The sequence below is a fragment of the Proteus terrae genome, from assembly GCF_003144325.1.
GTDB lineage: Bacteria > Pseudomonadota > Gammaproteobacteria > Enterobacterales > Enterobacteriaceae > Proteus > Proteus terrae.
The window spans coordinates 58,069-77,927 of record NZ_PENS01000019.1; the positions used below are offsets into that span (position 1 = coordinate 58,069).

Consider the following 19,859-nt stretch of genomic DNA (forward strand, 5'->3'; position numbering starts at 1 on the left):
ATCAATCACACACTAATCATTTCACACAAGAGCTGTGTGTCTGCACCTTTTTAACTAAATAACAGGACTACACACATGAATGAGCCGTTAACGGGCACTACAACAGCATCGCTAGCGGGCGTTTCAATTGTGGGCCTGTTTGCTGGTATGGATGCTGGCGTTGTTATTGGGGCGTTTGCAGGAGCAGTTATTTTTGTTTTATCTGCTCATGATATTCGTCTATTAAAGCGTTGGACTTATTTTGCTGTTGCTTTTCTTATTGGTATTTATGGTGCTGATTTTATGTCAGGTATTCTTAGCGATATAACCGGTGGTCGTGATGTCGATAAGTCAGTAGGAGCAATGTTTTCGTCAGCGGGGCTGGTGGGTGTTTTGGTCTCAATATCAAAACCTGGTGCAATGACTGACGGAATAAATAAGTTTATTAATAATCTGATAGATAAATTCAGAGGAGGTGGCAGATGACCATCTCAATGTTTTGGATTTACATCAATTTCTTTTCTTGTTTACTCGCAGTCATTCGACTCATTAATTATCGACGTAATGGCGCTCAATATAAATTTGGGGCGTCACTCATTGCGTGGGTATTAATCATCTTATTGGGTTCGGTACCATTGCGGATCTTAACAGATGATTATTCTCATGCTGACCCATTTGAGGTCGGTATCAATTTATCGTTATGCATACTCATTTTATTGAGTCGCGGAAACATAATGCAAATATTCAGAGGTGTTAGACATGGCAAAGATGGCTCGCGGTGAACGTAATAATAACCCCGGCAACATTGACTATAACCCACGTAATAAATGGAAAGGTTTGGTCGGTATTGAAACTGGAGTGCCTAACCCTCGATTCTGTGTCTTTGAGTCGCCTGAGTATGGCATCAGAGCAATTTATAAACTAACTCAAACATATCAACGTAAATATGGTTTGAACTCAGTATCAGCAATTATTAATAAGTATGCACCGCCAGTTGAAAATAATACTAATGGTTATATCACTCGCACATCAAAAGAGATTGGTGTTGGTATTAATGACAAGATAGATACTGAATCAAAACAGGTTGCTATCTCTTTAGCAAAAGCAATCGTGGGTGTTGAGTTAGGCTATCAGCCTTACGCAGATAAAGTCTTTGACGATGCTTGGTTATTGCTATGAGCAAATATATCCCATGGTTTTTTCTCATATTTTTAAGTGCTTTATTAATGGCATTAAGTTTATCGAATGCAAAAATAAAAACGCTAAGTAACGAGAATGAATCACTCAGTAAGGATTTGTCAGAGCAAATTAATATTAATAGTAATTATAAAGAGCGCATTGATAAGTTAAATAAACTCGATAGTGTTCATCAGCAGGAGCTTTCTAATGCAAAAAAAGAAATTGATCAGTTGCGTGATATTAGCGAGCGTAATCCTGAGCGGGTGTACATCAAAGCCGAGTGTCCAAAGAGCGCCAGCAATCCCGCCACCAGTATGGATGATGCAACCACCGCCCGACCTACTGACACCGCTATCAGAAATTATTGGTTACTCAGAGAGCGAATTACAGAATCAGAGCAAATAATCTTAGGGCTACAAGATTACATTAACACTGAATGCCTCGCTCAATAGCGGGGCTTTTTTGTTGGAGATAGATATGTCAGATAACACTATTCAATTAAAAGTCTCAGTAGATACAAGTGACTTAGATAAGTTAGAAGAGCAACTCACTCGCATCAAGCAACTGATGCAAGATGTAGGCGTGAAGCCTAAATCAATCCCACCATTCTTCTTTCAGTCTTCTGGTGAATTCTTTATTAAAGATGCCTTTATTAATTCTGCTGAATTCAAAGGTGTGCTTGTCAGTAATAAGTCAGAACTAGACATCAATGCTCAACTAGCAGATTTACGTATGCGAGCGGATCGACAAGATAATGATATAGCTGAACTCATTAGATTAAGACAGGCAGATCAACAGGCATGGTCTGACGCTATTAATCGAACATGGTGCAGTCAGAAGTAAAGGGGAGAAATCCCGTCTTTAAAATCAATGAGGGTCATTCGCCTCTTTAGATTACAGGAGATCACATGCCACCTCGCATACCTCGCGCATGTCGTAAACAGGGATGCGCCAAGACAACAACAGAACGTAACGGTTACTGTGAAGACCATCAAAACCTAGGATGGGAAACCCACCAGCGTGGTAAGTCTCGTCATCAACGTGGTTATGGTACCCAATGGGATAAACTACGAGCTCGTATACTCAAGCGGGATAAGTATCTGTGTCAAGAGTGCTTAAGAGCAGGACGAGCCACTGAAGCCAAAACAGTTGACCATATCATTGCTAAAGCACATGGGGGTACCGATGCAGAGGAGAGCCTGCAGTCGTTATGTATTTCATGCCACAGAACTAAGACCGCAAAAGAAAGAATCTAATATTAAAACTAATGTGTTGATATATAACAATTAAATAAAGTTATAAAAATATTTAATTTCACATTGAAATTATAATGCACAGGGAGGAGGGGTGGGTAAAATCCCTACCACCTTCGCCACCTAGGACCGCCCCCTTAAGTCAATTTTTACAGACGCGAAATAAGGATTATTTTTTTCGAAACTTTTTAACATTTTTAGGAGGATAAATGGCAGCCGGTATCCGTGCATCTGGTGGTGGCCGGAATAAAAATTTACCGGCTAAAAATTCTAAGAGTAGTATGACAAGGATTGCCCCACCTGCAGAATTGATGGGTGAGTCAGCAATAAAACTCTGGAAGACACAAAGTAAAATTTTGATTGAACGTGGAACATTTGAACTTGAAGATGCTCCTCTTCTAGTTGCGTATTGCAACGCTTTCGAACTCATGCTTACAGCAGAGAAGGTTATTTTAAAACAAGCTAAATTAGATTTGGAAAGTGGTGGTATTACTGAAATGAGTGGCTCTGGTGGATTAAAAAAACACCCTGCTGTCGCCGTTCGTAATGACAGTGTTTCACAAATCGCTCGTTTAGGTTCATTGCTTGGGTTGGATCCACTTAGCCGAATGAGAATGACAGGGCCTAGTGAACAGAATAATGATGAGAACGAATTTGATGAGTTTTAATTATGGCTACTTATCCGAGCGTCAATGCTGCAAACCAATACGCTAGAGATATTGTTAGCGGAAAAATTTCATCATGTATTTATGTTAAACAATCCTGCCAACGTCACTTAGATGATCTCCAAAAAGCGAAAGAAAAAGATTGGCCATATCGTTTTGATAAAGATAAGGCAGAGCGCTTTTGTCGATTTGCTCAACTTATGCCCCACACTAAGGGAGAGTGGGCAAAGCGTAAATTACGGATCACACTAGAACCGTGGCAACTTTTTATTTTCTGCGTAGTTTTTGGGTGGGTAAAAAAGAAATGTGGCAACCGTCGCTTCACTGAAATGTATGTTGAGGTACCGCGTAAAAATGGTAAATCATTGATTGCTGCAGCCGTTGGAAATTACATGTTTTGTGCTGATGGTGAATATGGTGCAGAAGTGTACTGTGGTGCCACAACAGAAAAGCAAGCGTGGAAGGTATTTGAGCCAGCTTTAGCCATGGTTAAGAAATTACCCTCACTGAGGAAACGATTTCAAATCAAACCATGGGCAGAGAAAATGACCCGCCACGATGGTTCTTTATTTGCTCCTTTAATCGGAGACCCCGGCGATGGTGACAACCCAACCTGTGCGATTATTGACGAATATCATGAGCACCCAACGGATGCTTTATATACAACAATGACCACAGGGATGGGGGCGCGAGAACAGCCATTAACGCTCATTATCACAACGGCAGGATTTGATATTCAAAGTCCTTGTTACGATAAGCGAGTTCAGGTCACTGAAATTCTTGAAGGTATTCGTACTGGCGGGGCAAATGAGCAGATTTTTGGCATTATTTATACCATAGATAAAGACGATGATTGGAAATTACCAGAAGCCATTATTAAGTCTAACCCAAATTGCGATGTGTCGGTAAAGTACGATTACCTTTTAGCAAAACAAGAACTTGGTATAACAACACCAAGGCAAACAAACCAGATAAAGACTAAACATTTCAATATTTGGGTTTCTGCAAAATCAGCGTTCTACAACATGGAGCATTGGCGTAAAGCTGAAAATAAGAGTCTAAAACTCGAGGATTTCTATGGTGAAGATGTTTATTTGGGGATTGACCTAGCAACAAAGTTGGATTTGAACTGCGTAGCGCCTATTTTTATGCGAGAGATTGGCGGTAAAAAACATTACTTTTCCGTATCTCCATTATTTTTTGCACCAGAAGATACAATTTATTCAACCGATAGTGACAAGCTGAGGACCGCAGAACGGTATCAAAGTTTTGTGAATCAAAAAGCATTAATTCCAAGTGATGGTGCAGAGGTTGACTACCGTTTGATTGAAGAATCTATCTTAAAATTAAGAGAGCATTTTAGTATTGTTTCCAGCCCAATTGACCCATCTGGTGCGGTGGCATTATCTCACCGACTGCAAGATGAAGGATTGGAGCCTATTTCTATTACTCAAAATTATACAAATATGAGTGATCCCATGAAGGAAATAGAAGCTGCTTTAGCTTCAGGTCGCTTTCATCATGATGGTAATCCTATTATGACATGGTGTTTTCAGAATGTGGTCGGTAAATATTTACCAGGTAGTGATGATGTTGTTAGACCAATAAAAGATGGCAATGAAAACAAAATTGACGGTGCTGTTTCAATCATGATGGCAGTTGGTCGTGCGATGCTTAATGAACCAAGTGACTTCCTTTCCTCCTTAGATCCTAACGAAGACCTTTTATTCCTATGAAAAACTTATTTCTCGATATCACTGCATTAGTTGGTTTCAGTGCGGTGATGGCAGGCTGTTATCTAAATTATGGGCTCCCCAATACATTAATGATTGGCGGTTCAGTGCTGGTAGTTTATGCATTAGTGGTAGCAATGAGGGGGAAGCGTGCTAATTGATGCTTTATTTCGCAATGAATCACCCAGTTTAGAGAACCCTAACACACCGATTACGGCTGACTCTATTGATAATGACGGATTATTTACGGCTGATGTATATGTTAGCCCTGAAACATCCATGAAATTAGCAGCAGTCTATGCCTGTATTTATGTGCTTTCATCGTCTATTGCCCAGATGCCACTGCATGTAATGCGAAAGTCGGGTAATAGGGTAGAAACTGCGCGTGATCATCCTTTGTTTTATTTAGTTCATGATGAACCTAACGAGTGGCAAACCAGCTATAAATGGCGTGAAACAAAAGAGCGTCATGTGTTGGGTTGGGGAAATGGTTATACGCAAGTTATTCGTAACCGAAAAGGCGAGGTGACAAATTTAGAAGCTTGTATGCCGTGGGAAACGACACTGCTTAATACTGGTGGTCGATATACGTATGGCGTTTATAACGAATTGGGTAATTTTGCCATTAGTCCCGATGACATGATCCATATTCGGGCGTTAGGGAATAATCAAAGAATGGGGATCAGCCCAATCATTCAACATGCGGAAACCATCGGCATGGGTATGTCCGGGCAGAAATACACAAGTTCGTTTTTCGGTGGTAATGCTCGTCCGGCAGGTATCGTCTCAGTGAAGGGTGATTTACAGAAAGACGGCTGGGCCAGACTGAAAGACATGTGGCAACAAGCCTCTCGTATGTTACGAAGCCAAGAAAATAAGACCATGTTGTTACCTGCTGATTTGGATTACAAGGCACTGACGGTTTCTCCTGTCGATGCTCAATTGATTGATATGTTAAAACTTAACCGTTCAATGATTGCAGGGATCTTCAATGTGCCAGCTCACATGATTAACGACCTCGAAAAAGCCACTTACTCAAACATTTCAGAACAATCCATCCAATTTGTACGGCATACCATCATGCCGTGGGTAGTGAACTGGGAGCAGGAATTAAATCGACGCTTGTTTACTCGACAAGAGCGAACAGCCGGCTTTTATGTGCGATTTAATTTAGCGGGTTTATTACGTGGAACACCAAAAGAACGTGCTGATTTCTATCACTTTGCCATTACGGATGGTTGGATGAGCCGTAATGAGGCGCGTGCCTTTGAGGACATGAATCCTGTTGATGGTCTTGATGAGATGTTGGTCAGTGTGAATGCCACTCAGTCCGCAGGGGGAAAAACAGAAGAACCGAAAGGGGATAACGATGAGCAGTGAAAAAGAAACACGATGTTATGTCGGTGAGGTTCGGGCAGAAGCGGGAGAAGAAAATAAACCGACACATATCGTTGGTTTAGGCTCTGTTTTCGACTCGCGATCCGAACTGATTTATGGATTTCGTGAAATTATTAAACCGGGTGCGTTTGACGATGTGCTCAATGATGATGTTCGCGGGTTATTTAATCACGATCCGAATTATATCTTAGGGCGAACAACCGCGGGAACGTTGTCATTAAGCGTTAATGAACGTGGGCTTGTTTACGACATTACGGCGCCAGACACACAAACTATTCGTGATTTAGTGCTGGCCCCCATGCAACGTGGCGATATCAATCAAAGCTCGTTTGCCTTTCGTGTCGCGCGGGATGGTGAAGACTGGTACCAAGATGATGATGGCGTCGTTATTCGTGAAATAACACGATTTTCTCGACTCTATGATGTTAGCCCTGTCACCTATCCGGCGTATCAAGACGCAGACTCTGCGGTTCGTTCAATGAATGCATGGAAAGAAGCCAGAGACAGTGGCGATCTCCAAAAAGCAATTAATCAAAAATTGGCGCGTGAGCGTCTTATGACTTTACTCAATGCATAAGGTAATACTATGACCATGAAGCTTCATGAATTAAAACAAAAACGTAACACTATTGCGATTGATATGCGCGCCATTCACGAAAAAGTGGGTGATGGTGTGATGACAGAAGAACAACGCACTCAATGGAATCAAGCGCAAACTGAACTTGAAAATTTAGACGCACAAATTCAGCGTGAAGAACAGTTACGTTCATTGGATCAAAACTTAGTTGATGACAACGAGCAAGAGCAACGTGGCCAGCAACAGAACAACCCTGAAACAGAGCAGGCAGAACGACGTAATCATGCCTTTGACCGTTTTCTTCGCTGTGGTTTTGGCGAGTTGACCGCCGAAGAGCGTCAAGCGGTAAAAGAGCTTCGTGCGCAAGGCACTTCGCCTGATGAGAAAGGCGGTTATACCGTTCCTACTCAGATGTTAAATAAAATTGTTGACCAAATGAAAGCCTATGGCGGTATTGCAAGTGTGGCTCAAATCTTAACAACTTCAACAGGTCAAGATATTACCTGGTCAACATCTGATGGTACTAATGAAGAAGGGGAATTGTTGGGCGAAAATACCGCAGCAGGTGAACAAGATGTTGAGTTTGGTACTGCCATTTTAGGGGCTAAAAAACTCACATCAAAAATTATTCGTATTTCCAATGAATTATTGCAAGACAGTGGTGTGGATATTCAAGCGTATCTGGCTTCACGTATTGCTCAGCGCATTGGTCGAGGTGAAGCTAAGTATTTAGTTAAGGGTACGGGGACAGGCTCACCACTACAACCGAAGGGTTTGGATGTCTCCGTCACTGGTACGATTGATGCGTCAGCAACGTTTGGGTGGAAAGACATTAACGCATTACAACATGCATTAGACCCAGCTTACCGAAACGGGCCTAAGTTCCGTTTGGCGTTCAACGATGACACATTAAAAAACCTGAAAGAAATGGAGGATGCACAAAAGCGCCCACTATGGTTGCCATCGATTGCTGGTGTTGCTCCTTCGACTATCTTGGGTATGCAATATGTGGTTGATCAGGCTATTGATAAAATGGAATCGGGTAAAAAATTCATCTTCTGTGGTGATTTTGATCGTTTCATTTTACGTCGTGTTACTTACATGACATTGAAGCGTTTAGTTGAACGTTATGCTGAATATGACCAAACTGCGTTCTTAGCTTTCCATCGCTTCGATTGTGTGCTTGAAGATACTTCTGCTATTAAGGCATTAGTAGGTAAAGGTGCCAGTAGCACGAAATAAGTATTAGCAAGTGATAAAACAGTCACCGCTTAATTGCGGTTTTTTTGTGCCTGCGATCAGGATGGTCGCAGGTATTGGGGGATTTATGCCACTACCCACACTGGAAAAATTGAAGCGGCAATGCCGTATTGATGATGATTATGCGTTAGAGGATGAGTTATTAATACAATATCTTGGGGCATCTAAAAAACGAGCGGAAACCTATATCAATCGTACATTATACGAAAACGATGTACCTAAAAATGACCCTGACGGTTTAATTATTACCTCTGACATTGAATTGGCGTTAATGATTGCAGTGAGCTATTTCTATGAATATAGAGAGAATGCATCAATACCGTCAGCATTCTATGCACTACTCGATCCTTACCGTTATATCAATTTATAAGGTGTGTTATGAAAATAGGTAAGCTTCGACATCGTGTTACTTTTCAAAAGTATATATCAGAGCGGTTACCATCAGGGCAGCCTCAAAATAAATGGATTGATATTGCGACAACGTGGAGCGAAGTGAAGCATCTTTCTGGTCGTGAGTTGATATCCGCTAATGCTGAAATGTCAGAGGTTACTGTTAGAGTGTGGATGCGTTATCGACCCGATATTAACAGTACCTGCAGAATGGTTTGGCGTGAGCAAATTTATGACATTCAGTCAGTCATTCCTGATGAGAAATTGACTCGATTAGAATTACTATGCAAACAGGGAGTTAAACAACCATGAATTTGGATTTCTCCGATCTACTCGACTTATCAAGAGAGCTGGATGTTTTAAGTCGAGCTGAAAGTCATCAAGCGATGCGAAAAGCAACAAATGCGGCTGCAACGTTATTACGTGATGAAATCAGAACGTCTGCACCACGAAAGACGGGAAAATTAGCACGAAATATAGTGACCCGTAACCACAGAATGCGCAATAAAGGTGAGGTTTCTTCGGGCGTTTATGTTCGAGGGAGTAACGCATCAGGCACAAACAGTGATACCTCTATGAAAAGTGGTCATCCTAATAATGCCTTTTATTGGCGCTTCCTTGAAGAGGGGACTTCTAAAATGGCGCCAAGGCCTTTTATACGCCCCACTTTTGATCGTGAATCCGATCAGGCTGCTAATTTAGCCATCAACGAATTAAATAGAGCGATTGATGAGGCACTAGGAAAATGACTGAGGCTGATATCTACGCAATTTTATCACCCGTATTACCTGATAAAGTTTTTCCGTATGTTGCCCCACAATCAAGCCCTGCAATAACAGTGCCTTGGTGTGTATTTTCTTTGTACGATGTCAAAGGCGATGTACTGAAGGGGCAGGCAGAAACGATGACGAATATTCAGGTTGATGTGTATGCCGATACGATTGATAAGGCAAGAACGCTTCGCTTGTTATTTGCTAATGCATTAACAAAATTAAGCCCTGTTGAAATTTCAGAAAAGCAAGGCTACGAGCCTGATACAGGATTGTTTAGAGCAACATTTGAGTGCCAAGTTTGGCAATAGCATCGTCTTATTATTAACACTAAAGCCACCTTCGGGTGGTTTTTTTATGCCAATAGGAAATGATTATGTCTAGTAAATATGAAAAAACACAAGGCACTAAAATCAGTGTCTCGAAATTACCAGCCACTGAAATTAACCCAGCTGATGCGGTATTTTTAGGGGTTTCTTGTTCAACAAAAGAAATCAGTTATACCGGTGGGCAGAAATCAGATATTGATGTCACCACACTCTGCTCTGAGGAGCAAGAAGTTACCAATGGATTATCCGCACCTGCAGAGCTCACCATTAATGGTAATTTCACCGATGATGAAGGGCAAGAAACATTACGTACCGCGTATGAAAATGATGAAGTTCATGCATTTAAAGTGGAGTTCCCTTCGGGTATTGGCTATGCCTTTTTAGCCGAAGTGCGTCAAAATAGTTGGAGTGTTTCTACTTCAGGTGTGGTTTCCGCTTCATTTACCCTACGTTTAAAAGGTAAATCTAAGCCGATTAAAAACGGGACTGTTAATTTAAATAAAGGTAGCGAATAACCATGAAAAAACCGTCATTAAAGTCACTGGCTTTAAGTGAAAAGAATGCTTTTCGCACAAAGAAAGTGAATGTTGCTGAATGGGAAAATGCGGTTGTCATGCTTCGTGAACCGTCATCACCTGCATGGATGAAGTGGCGTGAAATTATTCATCATGATAATGCTGAAGATGAACATTCGTTATCTGACATTGAAATTGCACAACGTAATTTACGTGCCGATGTTGTGATGTTTATTGATGTGTTGCGTGATGAAAACGGGGATGTCGTTTTTGATGAATCAGACATCAACGATGTGATGGCTATTTATGGCCCTGTGCATTCTCGTTTATTAAAACAAGCGCTCGATTTAACTATTTCGGTTGATGATGCAGAAAAAAAGTAGCCCAGCCTGATACTTTCTTTTTAATGACATTGGCGCTCCGCATGGGGCGCACTCTTGACGAACTCACTCGCCAAATGAGCTTGAGTGAACTTCGGATGTGGATGGCTTTTGATCGCATTAATCCCATCGGTGATATTCGTAGTGATATTCAAACAGCACATATCGTTTCTTCCATTTATCACTCTCAAGGCGGTAAATGCACGCTTTCTGATGTGCTTTTACGGTGGGATCCCAAAGCAACACAAGAAAATGATGATAGTTCTAATGGGTTAGAGAATTTCTTTCAGTCTATTTCAGAAAATTAATTATTTTTGCGAGGATAAAATGGCAAAACTGCGTGAACTGATTATTAAAATTTCTGCTAATTCTTCCTCGTTTCAATCTGAAATAGCGCGGGCTTCGCGTATGGGAGAAAACTATTATCGGATCATTGAGCAAGGCGGACGACGCGCCAGTGGCGCATCTCGTGAAATGCAACGTGCTATCCATGATCTAAATGGTGAGTTGTCATCCATTAAAAATACTGTATCAGGCGTTGCGGGTGCATTTGCAGGGGCTTTTGCAACACAGCAACTTATCAATTATGCAGACGTATGGAGTCAACTCAGCGGTCGATTAAAATTAGCGTCTACGTCGATGGAAGATTTTAAGCAAGCACAGCAAGAGTTAATGACGCTGAGCCAAAGAACGGGCACATCGATTGCAGCGAATACGAATCTATACAGCCGTGTTGCACAATCCATGCGTGATGCGGGTTATGCTTCAAGCGATGTTGCGAAAGTCACCGAAACCATTGCAACTTCATTAAAGCTCTCTGGTGCCAGTGCTGAAGAAACCAGTTCTGTTATTACACAGCTAAGTCAAGCATTAGGCTCGGGTGTTCTTCGCGGTGAAGAATTTAATGCCGTTATGGAAAATGGTGGGCGATTAGCAAAAATGCTGGCTGATGGTATGGGAACGACGATTGGTGGCCTGCGTGAAATGTCGCAAAGTGGACTACTCACGATGGATAAAATTATTCCTATCCTGACAAATACGCAACAGTTACGAGCCGAGTTTGAGCAATTACCAGCTACGGTAAGTGGGTCTGCGCAGAAGATTGAAAATGCGTTCATGGCATGGATCGGCAATGTTAATGAAACATCAGGTGCTACTCGCACACTATCAACCGCAATGGAGGGGATCGCTAACAATATTGATGGTATAGCCTCTGTTTCTGGTGTGTTAATTGGTTTGGGGTTGGCTCGTTATTTTGGTGGGTTAACAACGAGTGTGGCGAATGCAACCATTGGGGTTGCGCGTGCAACAAAAAGTGAAATAGCACATGCTCAAGCTCAATTGCAAGGTATCAAAATATCAACGGCTAGAGCAAGGGCGGCAGTCTATCGTGCTCAACAGGCAAGGTTAGCGGCACAAAGTGCCGAGCAACAAGCATTAGCTGAACGTCGATTAGCTTCCGCGCAGGCAACATTAAATCGAAATATATCAGCAAGGCGCACTGCTCAAGAGAATCTTAATCGAATCACATCGACAGGATCTCGATTAATGAGTGGTGCCATGGGGCTAATAGGTGGGATACCCGGACTCGTTATGGCAGGTGCTTCTGCTTGGTACATTATGTATCAGAATCAAGAGGAAGCGAGGCGTTCTGCTCGTGAATATGCCGAAACTATTAATCAGGTACAAGAGAATTTAAGAAAGATGTCTCTTCCTGATGTATCTGACAATTACGATAAAACGAACGATTCACTCACTGAACAAAATAGGCTGGTTACAGAGCAAAAAGGTAAAGTTGATGATCTAGAGAAACAAATTAGAGGTTACCAGCAGATGCTTGCATCACCTGGGCCTAAGATGGGTGATTTCATGATAAATCATCTAACTAGTGAAGCTGATGTTGTTAATCAATTAGCTGAAGCTGAAAAAGATCTTGCAGCAGAAAAAGAACGCCTCATTCAAATGCAAGAGAAATCGACGGGAATTCAGTCTGCATTAAAAAACATTGAAGAACAACGAGTATTCTTAATTCGACAACAGGCTTCAGAGCAAAACAAAGCTCATCAAGCCTTGTTGTTTATGAATGCTGAGCAAACGAAGTTCAATCAGATCATGAATATTGGTAACAACATGCTCGCTACTCGGCAGGCATTAGTCAATATTCCTATGCGTATTCCTAATGCACCACTAGATGATAAACAGCAGACGCTAATAAATAACTCTGAGCGAGATAAAATTCTCTCTTCATTAACGGGTGAAGCTAGAGTTATTAAACAGGCCGAATTTTCTGCCGATGATGTGGGGTTAACCAACACGCCAGAGCATGCCGAAAATCGCCAGAAATATATTAATAACCTAGTGACAGCTTTTCAAAATAGAGAAAAGCTAAATGAATCTCTTAAAACAGGAAAGGCAACACAAAGCGCCTATGAAAAAGCGCAAAAAGAAGCTGAAAGAACCGCAGAACAATATGAGCGGAAGATAGCTGATTTAAGTGTGGCAACAGAGGTTCAGAAGGTTAGGGCTTCACAAGGCGAAAAAGCCGCCTCTCTTTATGCGGCATCACATGAAAATGGGGCTAAATGGACTGATAAGCAAAGAGAAGCGATTGAACGCTCATCTGTCGCTCTCGCAGAATGGACACAAAAAGCAGATGATGCCGTGAAAAAGCATCGTGATATGGAAGATGCTCGCAAAAAACTGCAAGAAGCCACAGTCAAATTTAACGATGAAGCTACGTTAGCGGCTCAAACCAATAACATGAGTTCGCGAGAAAAAAGCTACTTTGAAGAAAGCCAGCAAATAGACCGTATCTACAATGAATCTGCAAAGAAAACAGAAGATATTGAAGCCAGATCTAAAGCATTAGATGCATTAGATCTTAAGTATCGAAATATAGCGCTCGCTGAATCTGACTGGACTGCAGGTATAACACGTGGAATGAAAGATTGGGTTCAAGAAAGCGGTAACTACGCTACTCAAACAGCTTCTGTTGTTCAAAATGCAATGGGAGGAATGGTTGATACTATTAGCGATAAATTAAATGGTAATAAAGCCAGCTGGAAAGATTGGTCTGTTAGCGTGTTGAAATCTATTCAGAATGTACTCATTAATGCGGCAATAGTGAATAGCCTGAATACAATGGCAGGTGCTGGTGGTTGGATGGGCGCTGTTGGTGGATTTTTAGGTGGTGTTGCCCACGCTAAAGGTGGGGTACATAGTTCAGAAAGCCTTGGTTCTTATAGTAATCAAATCGTTAGCTCACCTACTTATTTTGCCTTCGCTAAGGGGGGCGCGCCTAATCTCGGACTCATGGGCGAAGCAGGGAGTGAGGCTATAATGCCATTAACTCGAACTGCAGATGGCAACTTAGGGGTTAGAGTTGTTGGTGGTAATAATCAGGGCACTACTTCAGCACCACAGGTTTACATTACCATTGACGGTAATGGTAATTCAGAAACTCAATCGACGAATGGGTTCGAGCAGTTTGGTGCGGAGATTGGCCGATTTGTTGATAGCCGTTACCGAGAGTTAATGTCCAAAGATATTAGGCCGGGTGGTTTAATTTGGAATGCAACTCGAGGAGGCCGTTAAAAATGGAAACATTCACTTGGTGTCCGCGTGTAAATCCGACTGAAGATGTCTCTTACAACATAAGGAAAGTCAAGTTTGGGGATGGTTATGAACAAGTTTCTGGTAATGGTTTAAATTCACGCAGTCAGAAATGGTCAATGGAGTTTGTGGGTGATGAAGATTACATTTCAGCTATTCGTCACTTTATTGATAAACACGCAGGAATAAAGTCATTTTTCTGGAAACCGCCTCTTGAGCCACTTGGATTGTATCGTTGTGATGAACACAAACTCATTCCGAACGGTGCAGGAAATTACACCCTTTCTTTGGTTTTTATTCAGGCATTTAAATCATGATCACAGCCGATTATCAAAAATTAGAGCCGGGCAATACTGTCCGGCTTTTTGAAGTTGATGGTACAGAATTTGGTGTTCCTAATATTCTGAGATTCCATGCATACAATATTCCCATCACGGAAGAGGAGATGCAAAAGGCTAAAGGAGAAATAGAGGCTAAGTCCATTTGGTGGCAAGGGAATGAATATGGAGCATGGCCAGTTCAAATAGAAGGGTTAGAGTCCTCTACAACGGGATCTAGTGCTAATCCTAAATTGTCAGTGGCTAACCTAGATAGCTCAATAACCGCATTATGTCTGCATTATGATGATATGTTGAAAGCAAAAGTGATTATTCACGATACCCTTTCTCATTATCTCGATGCAGAAAATTTTAGTGATGGGAATGCTTCTGCAGATCCTACCCAAGAGCGAGTATCTGTCTTTTATATTGATAGTAAAAGTGCAGAAACAAATGAATTTGTTGAATTTACACTGGCGAGTCCAATGGATTTACAAGGTGTGATGATACCTACTCGGCAGCTGCATTCAATGTGTACGTGGTGTTTACGAGGGCAATATAAATCGGGAGATGGGTGTGATTATGCAGGACAAAATGGTTATTTTGATAAACAGGGTAATCCTGTTGGCGATCCATCACTAGATAAGTGCAGTGGTTTATTGAAAACGGGGTGTGTGCCTCGATTCGGTAAGAATAATCCTCTTCCTTTTGGTGGTTTTGTCGGAACCTCATTGTTACGGAAATAATAATGATGCAAAAGAAAATACGAGAGGCGATATTTTCTCATGCAAAAAAGGAATATCCCAAAGAAGCATGTGGCGTTATCGTACAAAAATCCAGAGTAAAAACGTATTTACCTTGCGTAAATGTAGCTACAATACCTCAAGAACACTTCGTTATTTCTCCTCAAGACTATGCATTATGTGAAGACCAAGGCGTCGTTATTGGTATTGTTCATAGTCATCCAGATGCCACAACTCAACCTTCTGAGCTAGATCAGGCTCAATGTGATGCACTGGGTATCCCTTGGTATATTGTCAGTTACCCCGAAGGGGATTTTCGTGAAATTCTTCCTCGGGGCGAACTTCCTCTTATTGGTCGTCCATTTGTGCTGGGTTTTACAGATTGCTGGGGCCTAATAATGAGTTATTTTAAGCAGACACATAATATTGTATTACCTGATTATCGTGTTGATTATCCATGGTGGGAGCGAGGTGAAGATCGCTATATGGATAATTGGCAAGAAGCGGGGTTTGTGAAAGTAGAAGGTGAACCACAAGCAGGCGATATGGTTGTTATGCAGGTTCAATCCAATGTTGCAAATCATGCCGGTATTATTCTGGATGATGGCATGTTATTGCATCACCTTTATGGGCGATTAAGTCAACGAGTTCCTTATGGTGGTTATTGGCGAGATAGAACAATTATTATATTGCGTCATTTATCATTAATTAAATAAAAAGTATTTATTTCTATATTTGCCTTTCATTCTTATTATCAAATTATTAACATGATCACGTTTAATTATAAAAACTGACATGGAGTGATAATGAAAAAATTTGGTTTTTTTACATTTGCTATTGGTGTTATCAGTATAATTATCGGATTGATAATATTAATGAATATTAAAACGGAATATGATTCTGTTAGATTATTTCCTAATGCAGTAGTTTCTATGTCCATCGGTTGTTTTTTAACTTTAATAGGCTCTATTTTTGCAGGCTGTGGCGCTATTGTTGAAGAAATTAGAGGAGGTAAATCATCTCTTACTAATAATCAACAAATAAATAATCAATCAATTGAAAGTGAATTTTTTGATATTGGTAAATGGTCTGCTTCTAATTTTGTCATTAGAGGAAGTGATGGACTGAAATTTGATGAAGAAGCAGTAACTAAGTTTGTCGAAGAAATGAAAAAATCAAAACCTACATATAACGGAGCACAGTTAATAGCATTTTATAAGATGGATATAAACGCTATAACAAACGGTTTTCCAGAATCATTAAGATCAAAATTTACTGAAGATTTTGAAAATAAAGTAAATCATTAATCATTCAAACATCTTAAATATAACCCGCCAAGAGCGGGTTTTTTTATGGAGTTTTTATGCAAGAAGAAAAAATGGTAACAATAGAGTTAAGCGGAATATTAGGCAAAACATTTGGTAAAACTCATCAGCGCATAATTACGACAACATCAGAAGCAATCAGAGCACTTTGTTGTACCTTAAATGGATTTGAACAGTATTTAAATACCAGTAAATCACGAGGATTAACATACGCTGTATTTAAAGGGAAAAAGAATATTGGTGTTGATGATCTTAATTTTCCAATATCAGAAGAAATTATTCGTATCGTTCCGGTTGTGATGGGGAGTAAAAGAGGGGGTGTTTTTCAGACTATTTTTGGTGCCGTCCTTGTTGCTGCAGCTATATGGCTACCTTGGGGTTCCGCATTATGGGCCAGTAACCTTTTATTTGCTGTTGGCGCATCAGTAGCTATCGGCGGTGTTATTCAAATGCTTTCACCTCAACCGAAAGGTCTTGCAATGCAAGATCAGGGTGAAAACAAACCTTCGTATGCGTTTGGCTCTCCTACTAATACTGTTTCTCAAGGTTACCCTGTGCCAGTGCTTTATGGCGAAAGAACTATTGGTGGTGCCATCATTTCAGCGGGTATCTATGTAGAAGATCAGCAATAAATCTATTTGGAATAATCTAATGAGAAAAACAATTCACGGTCAAAAAGGGGGCGGTGGTAGTCCTCGTGTGCCTGTTGAGCAACCTGATGATTTACAATCTATTGCTAAAGCAAAGTTACTCATTGCATTGGGTGAGGGAGAATTTGCCGGAGAGTTAACGGCACAAAATATCTTTCTTGATGGCACACCGTTAGAAGACACTGAAGGAAATGCAAATTTTAGTGGCGTAACGTGGGATTTTAGATCAGGAACACAAGCACAGACTTACATTCAAGGATTACCTAGCGCTGAAAATGAAATCAATGTTGGCTCAACGATTTCGAGTAAAACACCGTGGGTTCATACATTTACTAATTCACAATTATCGGCTATTCGGATTCGTCTAAAGTGGCCTTCATTATTCAAGCAAGAAGATAATGGGGATTTGGTGGGTAATGAAGTTAAATATGCCATTGATTTACAAACTGATGGTGGTAGCTGGAAAACCGTTATTGATAGTGCCGTGAAAGGAAAAACGACTTCGGGTTATGAGCGCGCGCATCGAATTGATTTACCTGAGTCGAAAACATCATGGTCACTACGTGTTAGAAAAGTCTCTAATGATGCTAATAGCAGTAAAATCGGTGATACGGTTGTTTTGCAAAGTTACACTGAAGTCATTGATGCTAAATTTACCTATCCTCATACAGCGTTACTTTATATTGAATTCGACTCTAAACAATTCAACGGCTCTATTCCGCAAATAACGTGCAAACCGAAAGGGCGCATAATCCGAGTACCCTCAAATTACAATCCTATTGATCGCACCTATGCGGGTGTGTGGGATGGTTCCTTCAAATGGGCATGGACCAATAATCCCGCATGGGTTTTCTACGATATTGTTATCTCCGACAGATTTGGTCTTGGACAACGAGTAAATCAACAACAGATTGATAAATGGGAGTTATACCGTATAGCGCAGTATTGCGATCAATTGGTACCCGATGGGAAAGGTGGTGACGGCACAGAACCTCGTTATGTCTGTGATGTTTATGTGCAAGATAGAAATGAAGCGTATAACGTGTTACGTGACTTTGCAGCCATCTTTCGAGGAATGACCTATTGGGGGGGCGGTCAGATTGTGACATTAGCGGATATGCCTCGTGATATCGATTATAGCTATACCCGAGCTAATGTGATTGATGGCAAATTTATTTATTCAAGCAGTAGCAGTAAAGAAAAGTATTCCACTGCATTGGTTTCGTATTCAGATCCGCAAAATGGATATGCTGATGCAATGGAGCCAGTGTTTGAACCTGATTTAGTTTCTCGGTTTGGGTTTAATCAATTGGAGGTTACGGCAATTGGTTGCACCCGACAAAGTGAAGCCAACAGAAAAGGGCGCTGGGGAATACTGACAAACAATAAAGACAGAATGGTGACATTCTCTGTCGGGTTAGATGGGAACATTCCGCAACCCGGTTACATTATCGCTGTTGCTGATGAACTGTTGTCAGGAAAAGTCACTGGTGGTCGAGTGAGTGCCATCGATGGCAGAAATATCACGTTAGACCGTGTTTCAAGTGCTGCGAGTGGTGATCGCTTAATTCTCAATCTTCCTTCAGGGCAATCGCAAGCAAGAACGATACAAACAGTATCAGGGAAGGTGATCACTGTTACAACGGAGTACAGTGAGACACCAGAGACAGAATGTGTTTGGGTTGTCGAATCAGAAGACCTGTATGCGCAACAATATCGGGTTGTCAGTGTCACTGAAAATGAATCTAATCAATTTACTATCACCGCCATTCAGCATGATCCCAATAAATATGAACATGTTGATTCTGGTGTGTTGATTGATGAAAGGCCCATTAGTGTTATTCCCCCTAATAACCAACAAGCCCCGAAAAATATTGTCATCGACTCTTACTCAATCGTCAGCCAAGGCGTTAGTATCGAAACGATGCGAGCACAGTGGCCACAAGTTGAAAACGCAATCTCTTATGAAGCGCAATGGCGTAGAAACGAAGGTAACTGGGTCAATATGCCTCGTAGCTCCATTAACTCTATTGAGGTTCCTAATGTTTATGCCGGTCGATATTTAGTCCGTGTTCGAGCTATTAATGCTTCTGAGATCTCAAGCGGGTGGGGGTATTCTGACGAAAAAACGTTAACAGGCAAAATGGGTAATCCACCCAAACCGGTTAACTTTAGAGCGTCACCATTAGTCTTTGGCATTAAGTTAGACTGGGGATTTGGTGAAAACACCAGTGATACATTAAAAACTGAAATTCAGTACAGCAAAACCAATGATGGTGAAGGTTTGATGCTGTTATCTGATGTTCCTTATCCATCTAAAACCTATGAAATGGCAGGTTTATCAGCAGGTGTAGCGTTTTATTTTAAGGCAAGGCTGGTGGATAAAACAGGCAATCAATCTGAGTGGACTGAGTTTATTCGGGGAGAATCGGAGTTTGATGTAGGTACGATATTGCCAGAGCTTGATGGACACTTCATGTCATCTGAAGCCGGTCAGCAACTTAGTGAACGCTTGGATTGGAATGCTGAGACGGCGCTTCTTCTTAGTAACGCTGATTCTCAACTATCACGCAGTATGTTAATGAAACACGGTCAGTCACAAGCGGGTATTCGCGAGCTATGGCAAGTTCGTGCAACGGATAACGAAGCCTGGGCGCAGGAAGTCAAAGAAATTTACTCCGCTGTTGGTGATAACACGTCTGCAATTAAAGAGACTCAAACGTCAATTACCAATCTTGATGAGGCTATCGGTCAGCGCTTTACTGAAATACGTACTGAGGTTAA

26 protein-coding genes are annotated in these 19,859 nt (G+C 41.2%); all 26 read left to right on the forward strand.

What is annotated here, in order from left to right:
* Positions 1 to 75 precede the first annotated feature (75 nt).
* On the forward strand, positions 76 to 465 hold the full coding sequence (locus DK857_RS17310; RefSeq protein ID WP_109373189.1) for a putative holin: 390 nt from the start codon (positions 76 to 78) through the stop codon (positions 463 to 465).
* Entirely contained in the window at positions 462 to 761 is a 300-nt protein-coding gene (locus DK857_RS17315; RefSeq protein ID WP_109402821.1) for a phage holin family protein, read from the forward strand. Before DK857_RS17310 ends, DK857_RS17315 begins: the two co-directional genes overlap by 4 nt.
* Positions 739 to 1,158 carry a structural protein gene (locus DK857_RS17320; RefSeq protein ID WP_109402822.1) on the forward strand — a complete coding sequence of 140 codons (420 nt, stop codon included), beginning with the start codon at positions 739 to 741 and terminating at the stop codon, positions 1,156 to 1,158. The genes DK857_RS17315 and DK857_RS17320 overlap by 23 nt, the downstream gene beginning before the upstream one ends.
* A complete protein-coding gene (locus tag DK857_RS17325) occupies positions 1,155 to 1,610 on the forward strand; it encodes a lysis protein (protein ID WP_109402823.1) in 456 nt (151 codons plus the stop codon). Before DK857_RS17320 ends, DK857_RS17325 begins: the two co-directional genes overlap by 4 nt.
* Positions 1,611 to 1,635: 25 nt before the next feature.
* Positions 1,636 to 2,001, forward strand: a complete 366-nt coding sequence (locus DK857_RS17330) for a hypothetical protein (RefSeq protein WP_109402824.1) — start codon at positions 1,636 to 1,638, stop codon at positions 1,999 to 2,001.
* Positions 2,002 to 2,066: 65 nt separating this feature from the next.
* A complete protein-coding gene (locus DK857_RS17335) occupies positions 2,067 to 2,414 on the forward strand; it encodes an HNH endonuclease (protein WP_109402825.1) in 348 nt (115 codons plus the stop codon).
* Positions 2,415 to 2,620: 206 nt separating this feature from the next.
* Positions 2,621 to 3,079 (forward strand): phage terminase small subunit P27 family, encoded by a 459-nt coding sequence (locus tag DK857_RS17340; RefSeq protein WP_017827278.1) that lies wholly within the window; start codon positions 2,621 to 2,623, stop codon positions 3,077 to 3,079.
* A 2-nt stretch (positions 3,080 to 3,081) separates the two neighbouring features.
* The gene (locus DK857_RS17345) at positions 3,082 to 4,812 is read left to right on the forward strand and encodes a terminase large subunit (RefSeq protein WP_109402826.1); all 1,731 of its coding nucleotides are present in this window, start codon (positions 3,082 to 3,084) and stop codon (positions 4,810 to 4,812) included.
* Positions 4,809 to 4,970, forward strand: coding sequence for a hypothetical protein (locus DK857_RS19285; RefSeq protein ID WP_167394849.1), 162 nt, complete (start codon positions 4,809 to 4,811; stop codon positions 4,968 to 4,970). Before DK857_RS17345 ends, DK857_RS19285 begins: the two co-directional genes overlap by 4 nt.
* On the forward strand, positions 4,960 to 6,189 hold the full coding sequence (locus tag DK857_RS17350; protein WP_109402827.1) for a phage portal protein: 1,230 nt from the start codon (positions 4,960 to 4,962) through the stop codon (positions 6,187 to 6,189). Before DK857_RS19285 ends, DK857_RS17350 begins: the two co-directional genes overlap by 11 nt.
* Positions 6,179 to 6,784, forward strand: a complete 606-nt coding sequence (locus DK857_RS17355; protein WP_109402828.1) for an HK97 family phage prohead protease — start codon at positions 6,179 to 6,181, stop codon at positions 6,782 to 6,784. Before DK857_RS17350 ends, DK857_RS17355 begins: the two co-directional genes overlap by 11 nt.
* Before the next feature lie 15 nt (positions 6,785 to 6,799).
* Positions 6,800 to 8,026 (forward strand): phage major capsid protein, encoded by a 1,227-nt coding sequence (locus tag DK857_RS17360; RefSeq protein WP_109402838.1) that lies wholly within the window; start codon positions 6,800 to 6,802, stop codon positions 8,024 to 8,026.
* Between the two features lie 85 nt (positions 8,027 to 8,111).
* Positions 8,112 to 8,414 (forward strand): head-tail connector protein, encoded by a 303-nt coding sequence (locus DK857_RS17365; protein ID WP_109402839.1) that lies wholly within the window; start codon positions 8,112 to 8,114, stop codon positions 8,412 to 8,414.
* Positions 8,415 to 8,422: 8 nt separating this feature from the next.
* Complete coding sequence (locus DK857_RS17370; RefSeq protein ID WP_109402829.1) at positions 8,423 to 8,746, forward strand: phage head closure protein; 324 nt, start codon at positions 8,423 to 8,425, stop codon at positions 8,744 to 8,746.
* Positions 8,743 to 9,183 (forward strand): HK97-gp10 family putative phage morphogenesis protein, encoded by a 441-nt coding sequence (locus DK857_RS17375; protein WP_109402830.1) that lies wholly within the window; start codon positions 8,743 to 8,745, stop codon positions 9,181 to 9,183. The genes DK857_RS17370 and DK857_RS17375 overlap by 4 nt, the downstream gene beginning before the upstream one ends.
* The gene (locus tag DK857_RS17380; protein ID WP_109402831.1) at positions 9,180 to 9,515 is read left to right on the forward strand and encodes a hypothetical protein; all 336 of its coding nucleotides are present in this window, start codon (positions 9,180 to 9,182) and stop codon (positions 9,513 to 9,515) included. Before DK857_RS17375 ends, DK857_RS17380 begins: the two co-directional genes overlap by 4 nt.
* A gap of 65 nt (positions 9,516 to 9,580) precedes the next feature.
* Positions 9,581 to 10,048, forward strand: coding sequence for a phage tail tube protein (locus DK857_RS17385; RefSeq protein WP_109402832.1), 468 nt, complete (start codon positions 9,581 to 9,583; stop codon positions 10,046 to 10,048).
* Positions 10,049 to 10,050: 2 nt separating this feature from the next.
* Positions 10,051 to 10,431 carry a phage tail assembly chaperone gene (locus DK857_RS17390; protein WP_088495895.1) on the forward strand — a complete coding sequence of 127 codons (381 nt, stop codon included), beginning with the start codon at positions 10,051 to 10,053 and terminating at the stop codon, positions 10,429 to 10,431.
* A 41-nt stretch (positions 10,432 to 10,472) separates the two neighbouring features.
* The gene (locus DK857_RS17395; RefSeq protein WP_223672497.1) at positions 10,473 to 10,736 is read left to right on the forward strand and encodes a phage tail assembly protein T; all 264 of its coding nucleotides are present in this window, start codon (positions 10,473 to 10,475) and stop codon (positions 10,734 to 10,736) included.
* A gap of 19 nt (positions 10,737 to 10,755) precedes the next feature.
* Positions 10,756 to 14,022, forward strand: a complete 3,267-nt coding sequence (locus tag DK857_RS17400) for a phage tail tape measure protein (protein ID WP_109402834.1) — start codon at positions 10,756 to 10,758, stop codon at positions 14,020 to 14,022.
* 2 nt (positions 14,023 to 14,024) lie between these two features.
* Positions 14,025 to 14,357 carry a phage tail protein gene (locus DK857_RS17405; RefSeq protein ID WP_109402835.1) on the forward strand — a complete coding sequence of 111 codons (333 nt, stop codon included), beginning with the start codon at positions 14,025 to 14,027 and terminating at the stop codon, positions 14,355 to 14,357.
* Complete coding sequence (locus DK857_RS17410; protein ID WP_109402836.1) at positions 14,354 to 15,103, forward strand: phage minor tail protein L; 750 nt, start codon at positions 14,354 to 14,356, stop codon at positions 15,101 to 15,103. The genes DK857_RS17405 and DK857_RS17410 overlap by 4 nt, the downstream gene beginning before the upstream one ends.
* Positions 15,104 to 15,108: 5 nt before the next feature.
* Entirely contained in the window at positions 15,109 to 15,816 is a 708-nt protein-coding gene (locus tag DK857_RS17415; protein WP_109402840.1) for a C40 family peptidase, read from the forward strand.
* A 90-nt stretch (positions 15,817 to 15,906) separates the two neighbouring features.
* Positions 15,907 to 16,407 (forward strand): hypothetical protein, encoded by a 501-nt coding sequence (locus DK857_RS17420; RefSeq protein WP_023582500.1) that lies wholly within the window; start codon positions 15,907 to 15,909, stop codon positions 16,405 to 16,407.
* A gap of 56 nt (positions 16,408 to 16,463) precedes the next feature.
* Positions 16,464 to 17,057 carry a tail assembly protein gene (locus tag DK857_RS17425; RefSeq protein WP_226905414.1) on the forward strand — a complete coding sequence of 198 codons (594 nt, stop codon included), beginning with the start codon at positions 16,464 to 16,466 and terminating at the stop codon, positions 17,055 to 17,057.
* 19 nt (positions 17,058 to 17,076) lie between these two features.
* On the forward strand, positions 17,077 to 19,859 hold a 2,783-nt coding region (locus tag DK857_RS17430), incomplete at its 3' end, for a host specificity protein J (RefSeq protein WP_109402837.1).

Excerpts from the sequence above, each read along its gene's own strand:
- DK857_RS17400 (WP_109402834.1), top strand. The coding sequence starts at position 10,756 with ATGGCAAAACTGCGTGAACTGATTATTAAAATTTCTGCTAATTCTTCC.
- DK857_RS17415 (WP_109402840.1), top strand. The coding sequence starts at position 15,109 with ATGCAAAAGAAAATACGAGAGGCGATATTTTCTCATGCAAAAAAGGAA.
- DK857_RS17360 (WP_109402838.1), top strand. The coding sequence starts at position 6,800 with ATGAAGCTTCATGAATTAAAACAAAAACGTAACACTATTGCGATTGAT.
- DK857_RS17345 (WP_109402826.1), top strand. The coding sequence starts at position 3,082 with ATGGCTACTTATCCGAGCGTCAATGCTGCAAACCAATACGCTAGAGAT.
- DK857_RS17385 (WP_109402832.1), top strand. The coding sequence starts at position 9,581 with ATGTCTAGTAAATATGAAAAAACACAAGGCACTAAAATCAGTGTCTCG.
- DK857_RS17390 (WP_088495895.1), top strand. The coding sequence starts at position 10,051 with ATGAAAAAACCGTCATTAAAGTCACTGGCTTTAAGTGAAAAGAATGCT.
- DK857_RS17320 (WP_109402822.1), top strand. The coding sequence starts at position 739 with ATGGCAAAGATGGCTCGCGGTGAACGTAATAATAACCCCGGCAACATT.
- DK857_RS19285 (WP_167394849.1), top strand. The coding sequence starts at position 4,809 with ATGAAAAACTTATTTCTCGATATCACTGCATTAGTTGGTTTCAGTGCG.
- DK857_RS17335 (WP_109402825.1), top strand. The coding sequence starts at position 2,067 with ATGCCACCTCGCATACCTCGCGCATGTCGTAAACAGGGATGCGCCAAG.
- DK857_RS17330 (WP_109402824.1), top strand. The coding sequence starts at position 1,636 with ATGTCAGATAACACTATTCAATTAAAAGTCTCAGTAGATACAAGTGAC.
- DK857_RS17395 (WP_223672497.1), top strand. The coding sequence starts at position 10,473 with ATGGGGCGCACTCTTGACGAACTCACTCGCCAAATGAGCTTGAGTGAA.
- DK857_RS17380 (WP_109402831.1), top strand. The coding sequence starts at position 9,180 with ATGACTGAGGCTGATATCTACGCAATTTTATCACCCGTATTACCTGAT.
- DK857_RS17420 (WP_023582500.1), top strand. The coding sequence starts at position 15,907 with ATGAAAAAATTTGGTTTTTTTACATTTGCTATTGGTGTTATCAGTATA.
- DK857_RS17325 (WP_109402823.1), top strand. The coding sequence starts at position 1,155 with ATGAGCAAATATATCCCATGGTTTTTTCTCATATTTTTAAGTGCTTTA.
- DK857_RS17370 (WP_109402829.1), top strand. The coding sequence starts at position 8,423 with ATGAAAATAGGTAAGCTTCGACATCGTGTTACTTTTCAAAAGTATATA.
- DK857_RS17340 (WP_017827278.1), top strand. The coding sequence starts at position 2,621 with ATGGCAGCCGGTATCCGTGCATCTGGTGGTGGCCGGAATAAAAATTTA.
- DK857_RS17410 (WP_109402836.1), top strand. The coding sequence starts at position 14,354 with ATGATCACAGCCGATTATCAAAAATTAGAGCCGGGCAATACTGTCCGG.
- DK857_RS17405 (WP_109402835.1), top strand. The coding sequence starts at position 14,025 with ATGGAAACATTCACTTGGTGTCCGCGTGTAAATCCGACTGAAGATGTC.
- DK857_RS17425 (WP_226905414.1), top strand. The coding sequence starts at position 16,464 with ATGCAAGAAGAAAAAATGGTAACAATAGAGTTAAGCGGAATATTAGGC.
- DK857_RS17310 (WP_109373189.1), top strand. The coding sequence starts at position 76 with ATGAATGAGCCGTTAACGGGCACTACAACAGCATCGCTAGCGGGCGTT.
- DK857_RS17355 (WP_109402828.1), top strand. The coding sequence starts at position 6,179 with ATGAGCAGTGAAAAAGAAACACGATGTTATGTCGGTGAGGTTCGGGCA.
- DK857_RS17375 (WP_109402830.1), top strand. The coding sequence starts at position 8,743 with ATGAATTTGGATTTCTCCGATCTACTCGACTTATCAAGAGAGCTGGAT.
- DK857_RS17315 (WP_109402821.1), top strand. The coding sequence starts at position 462 with ATGACCATCTCAATGTTTTGGATTTACATCAATTTCTTTTCTTGTTTA.
- DK857_RS17365 (WP_109402839.1), top strand. The coding sequence starts at position 8,112 with ATGCCACTACCCACACTGGAAAAATTGAAGCGGCAATGCCGTATTGAT.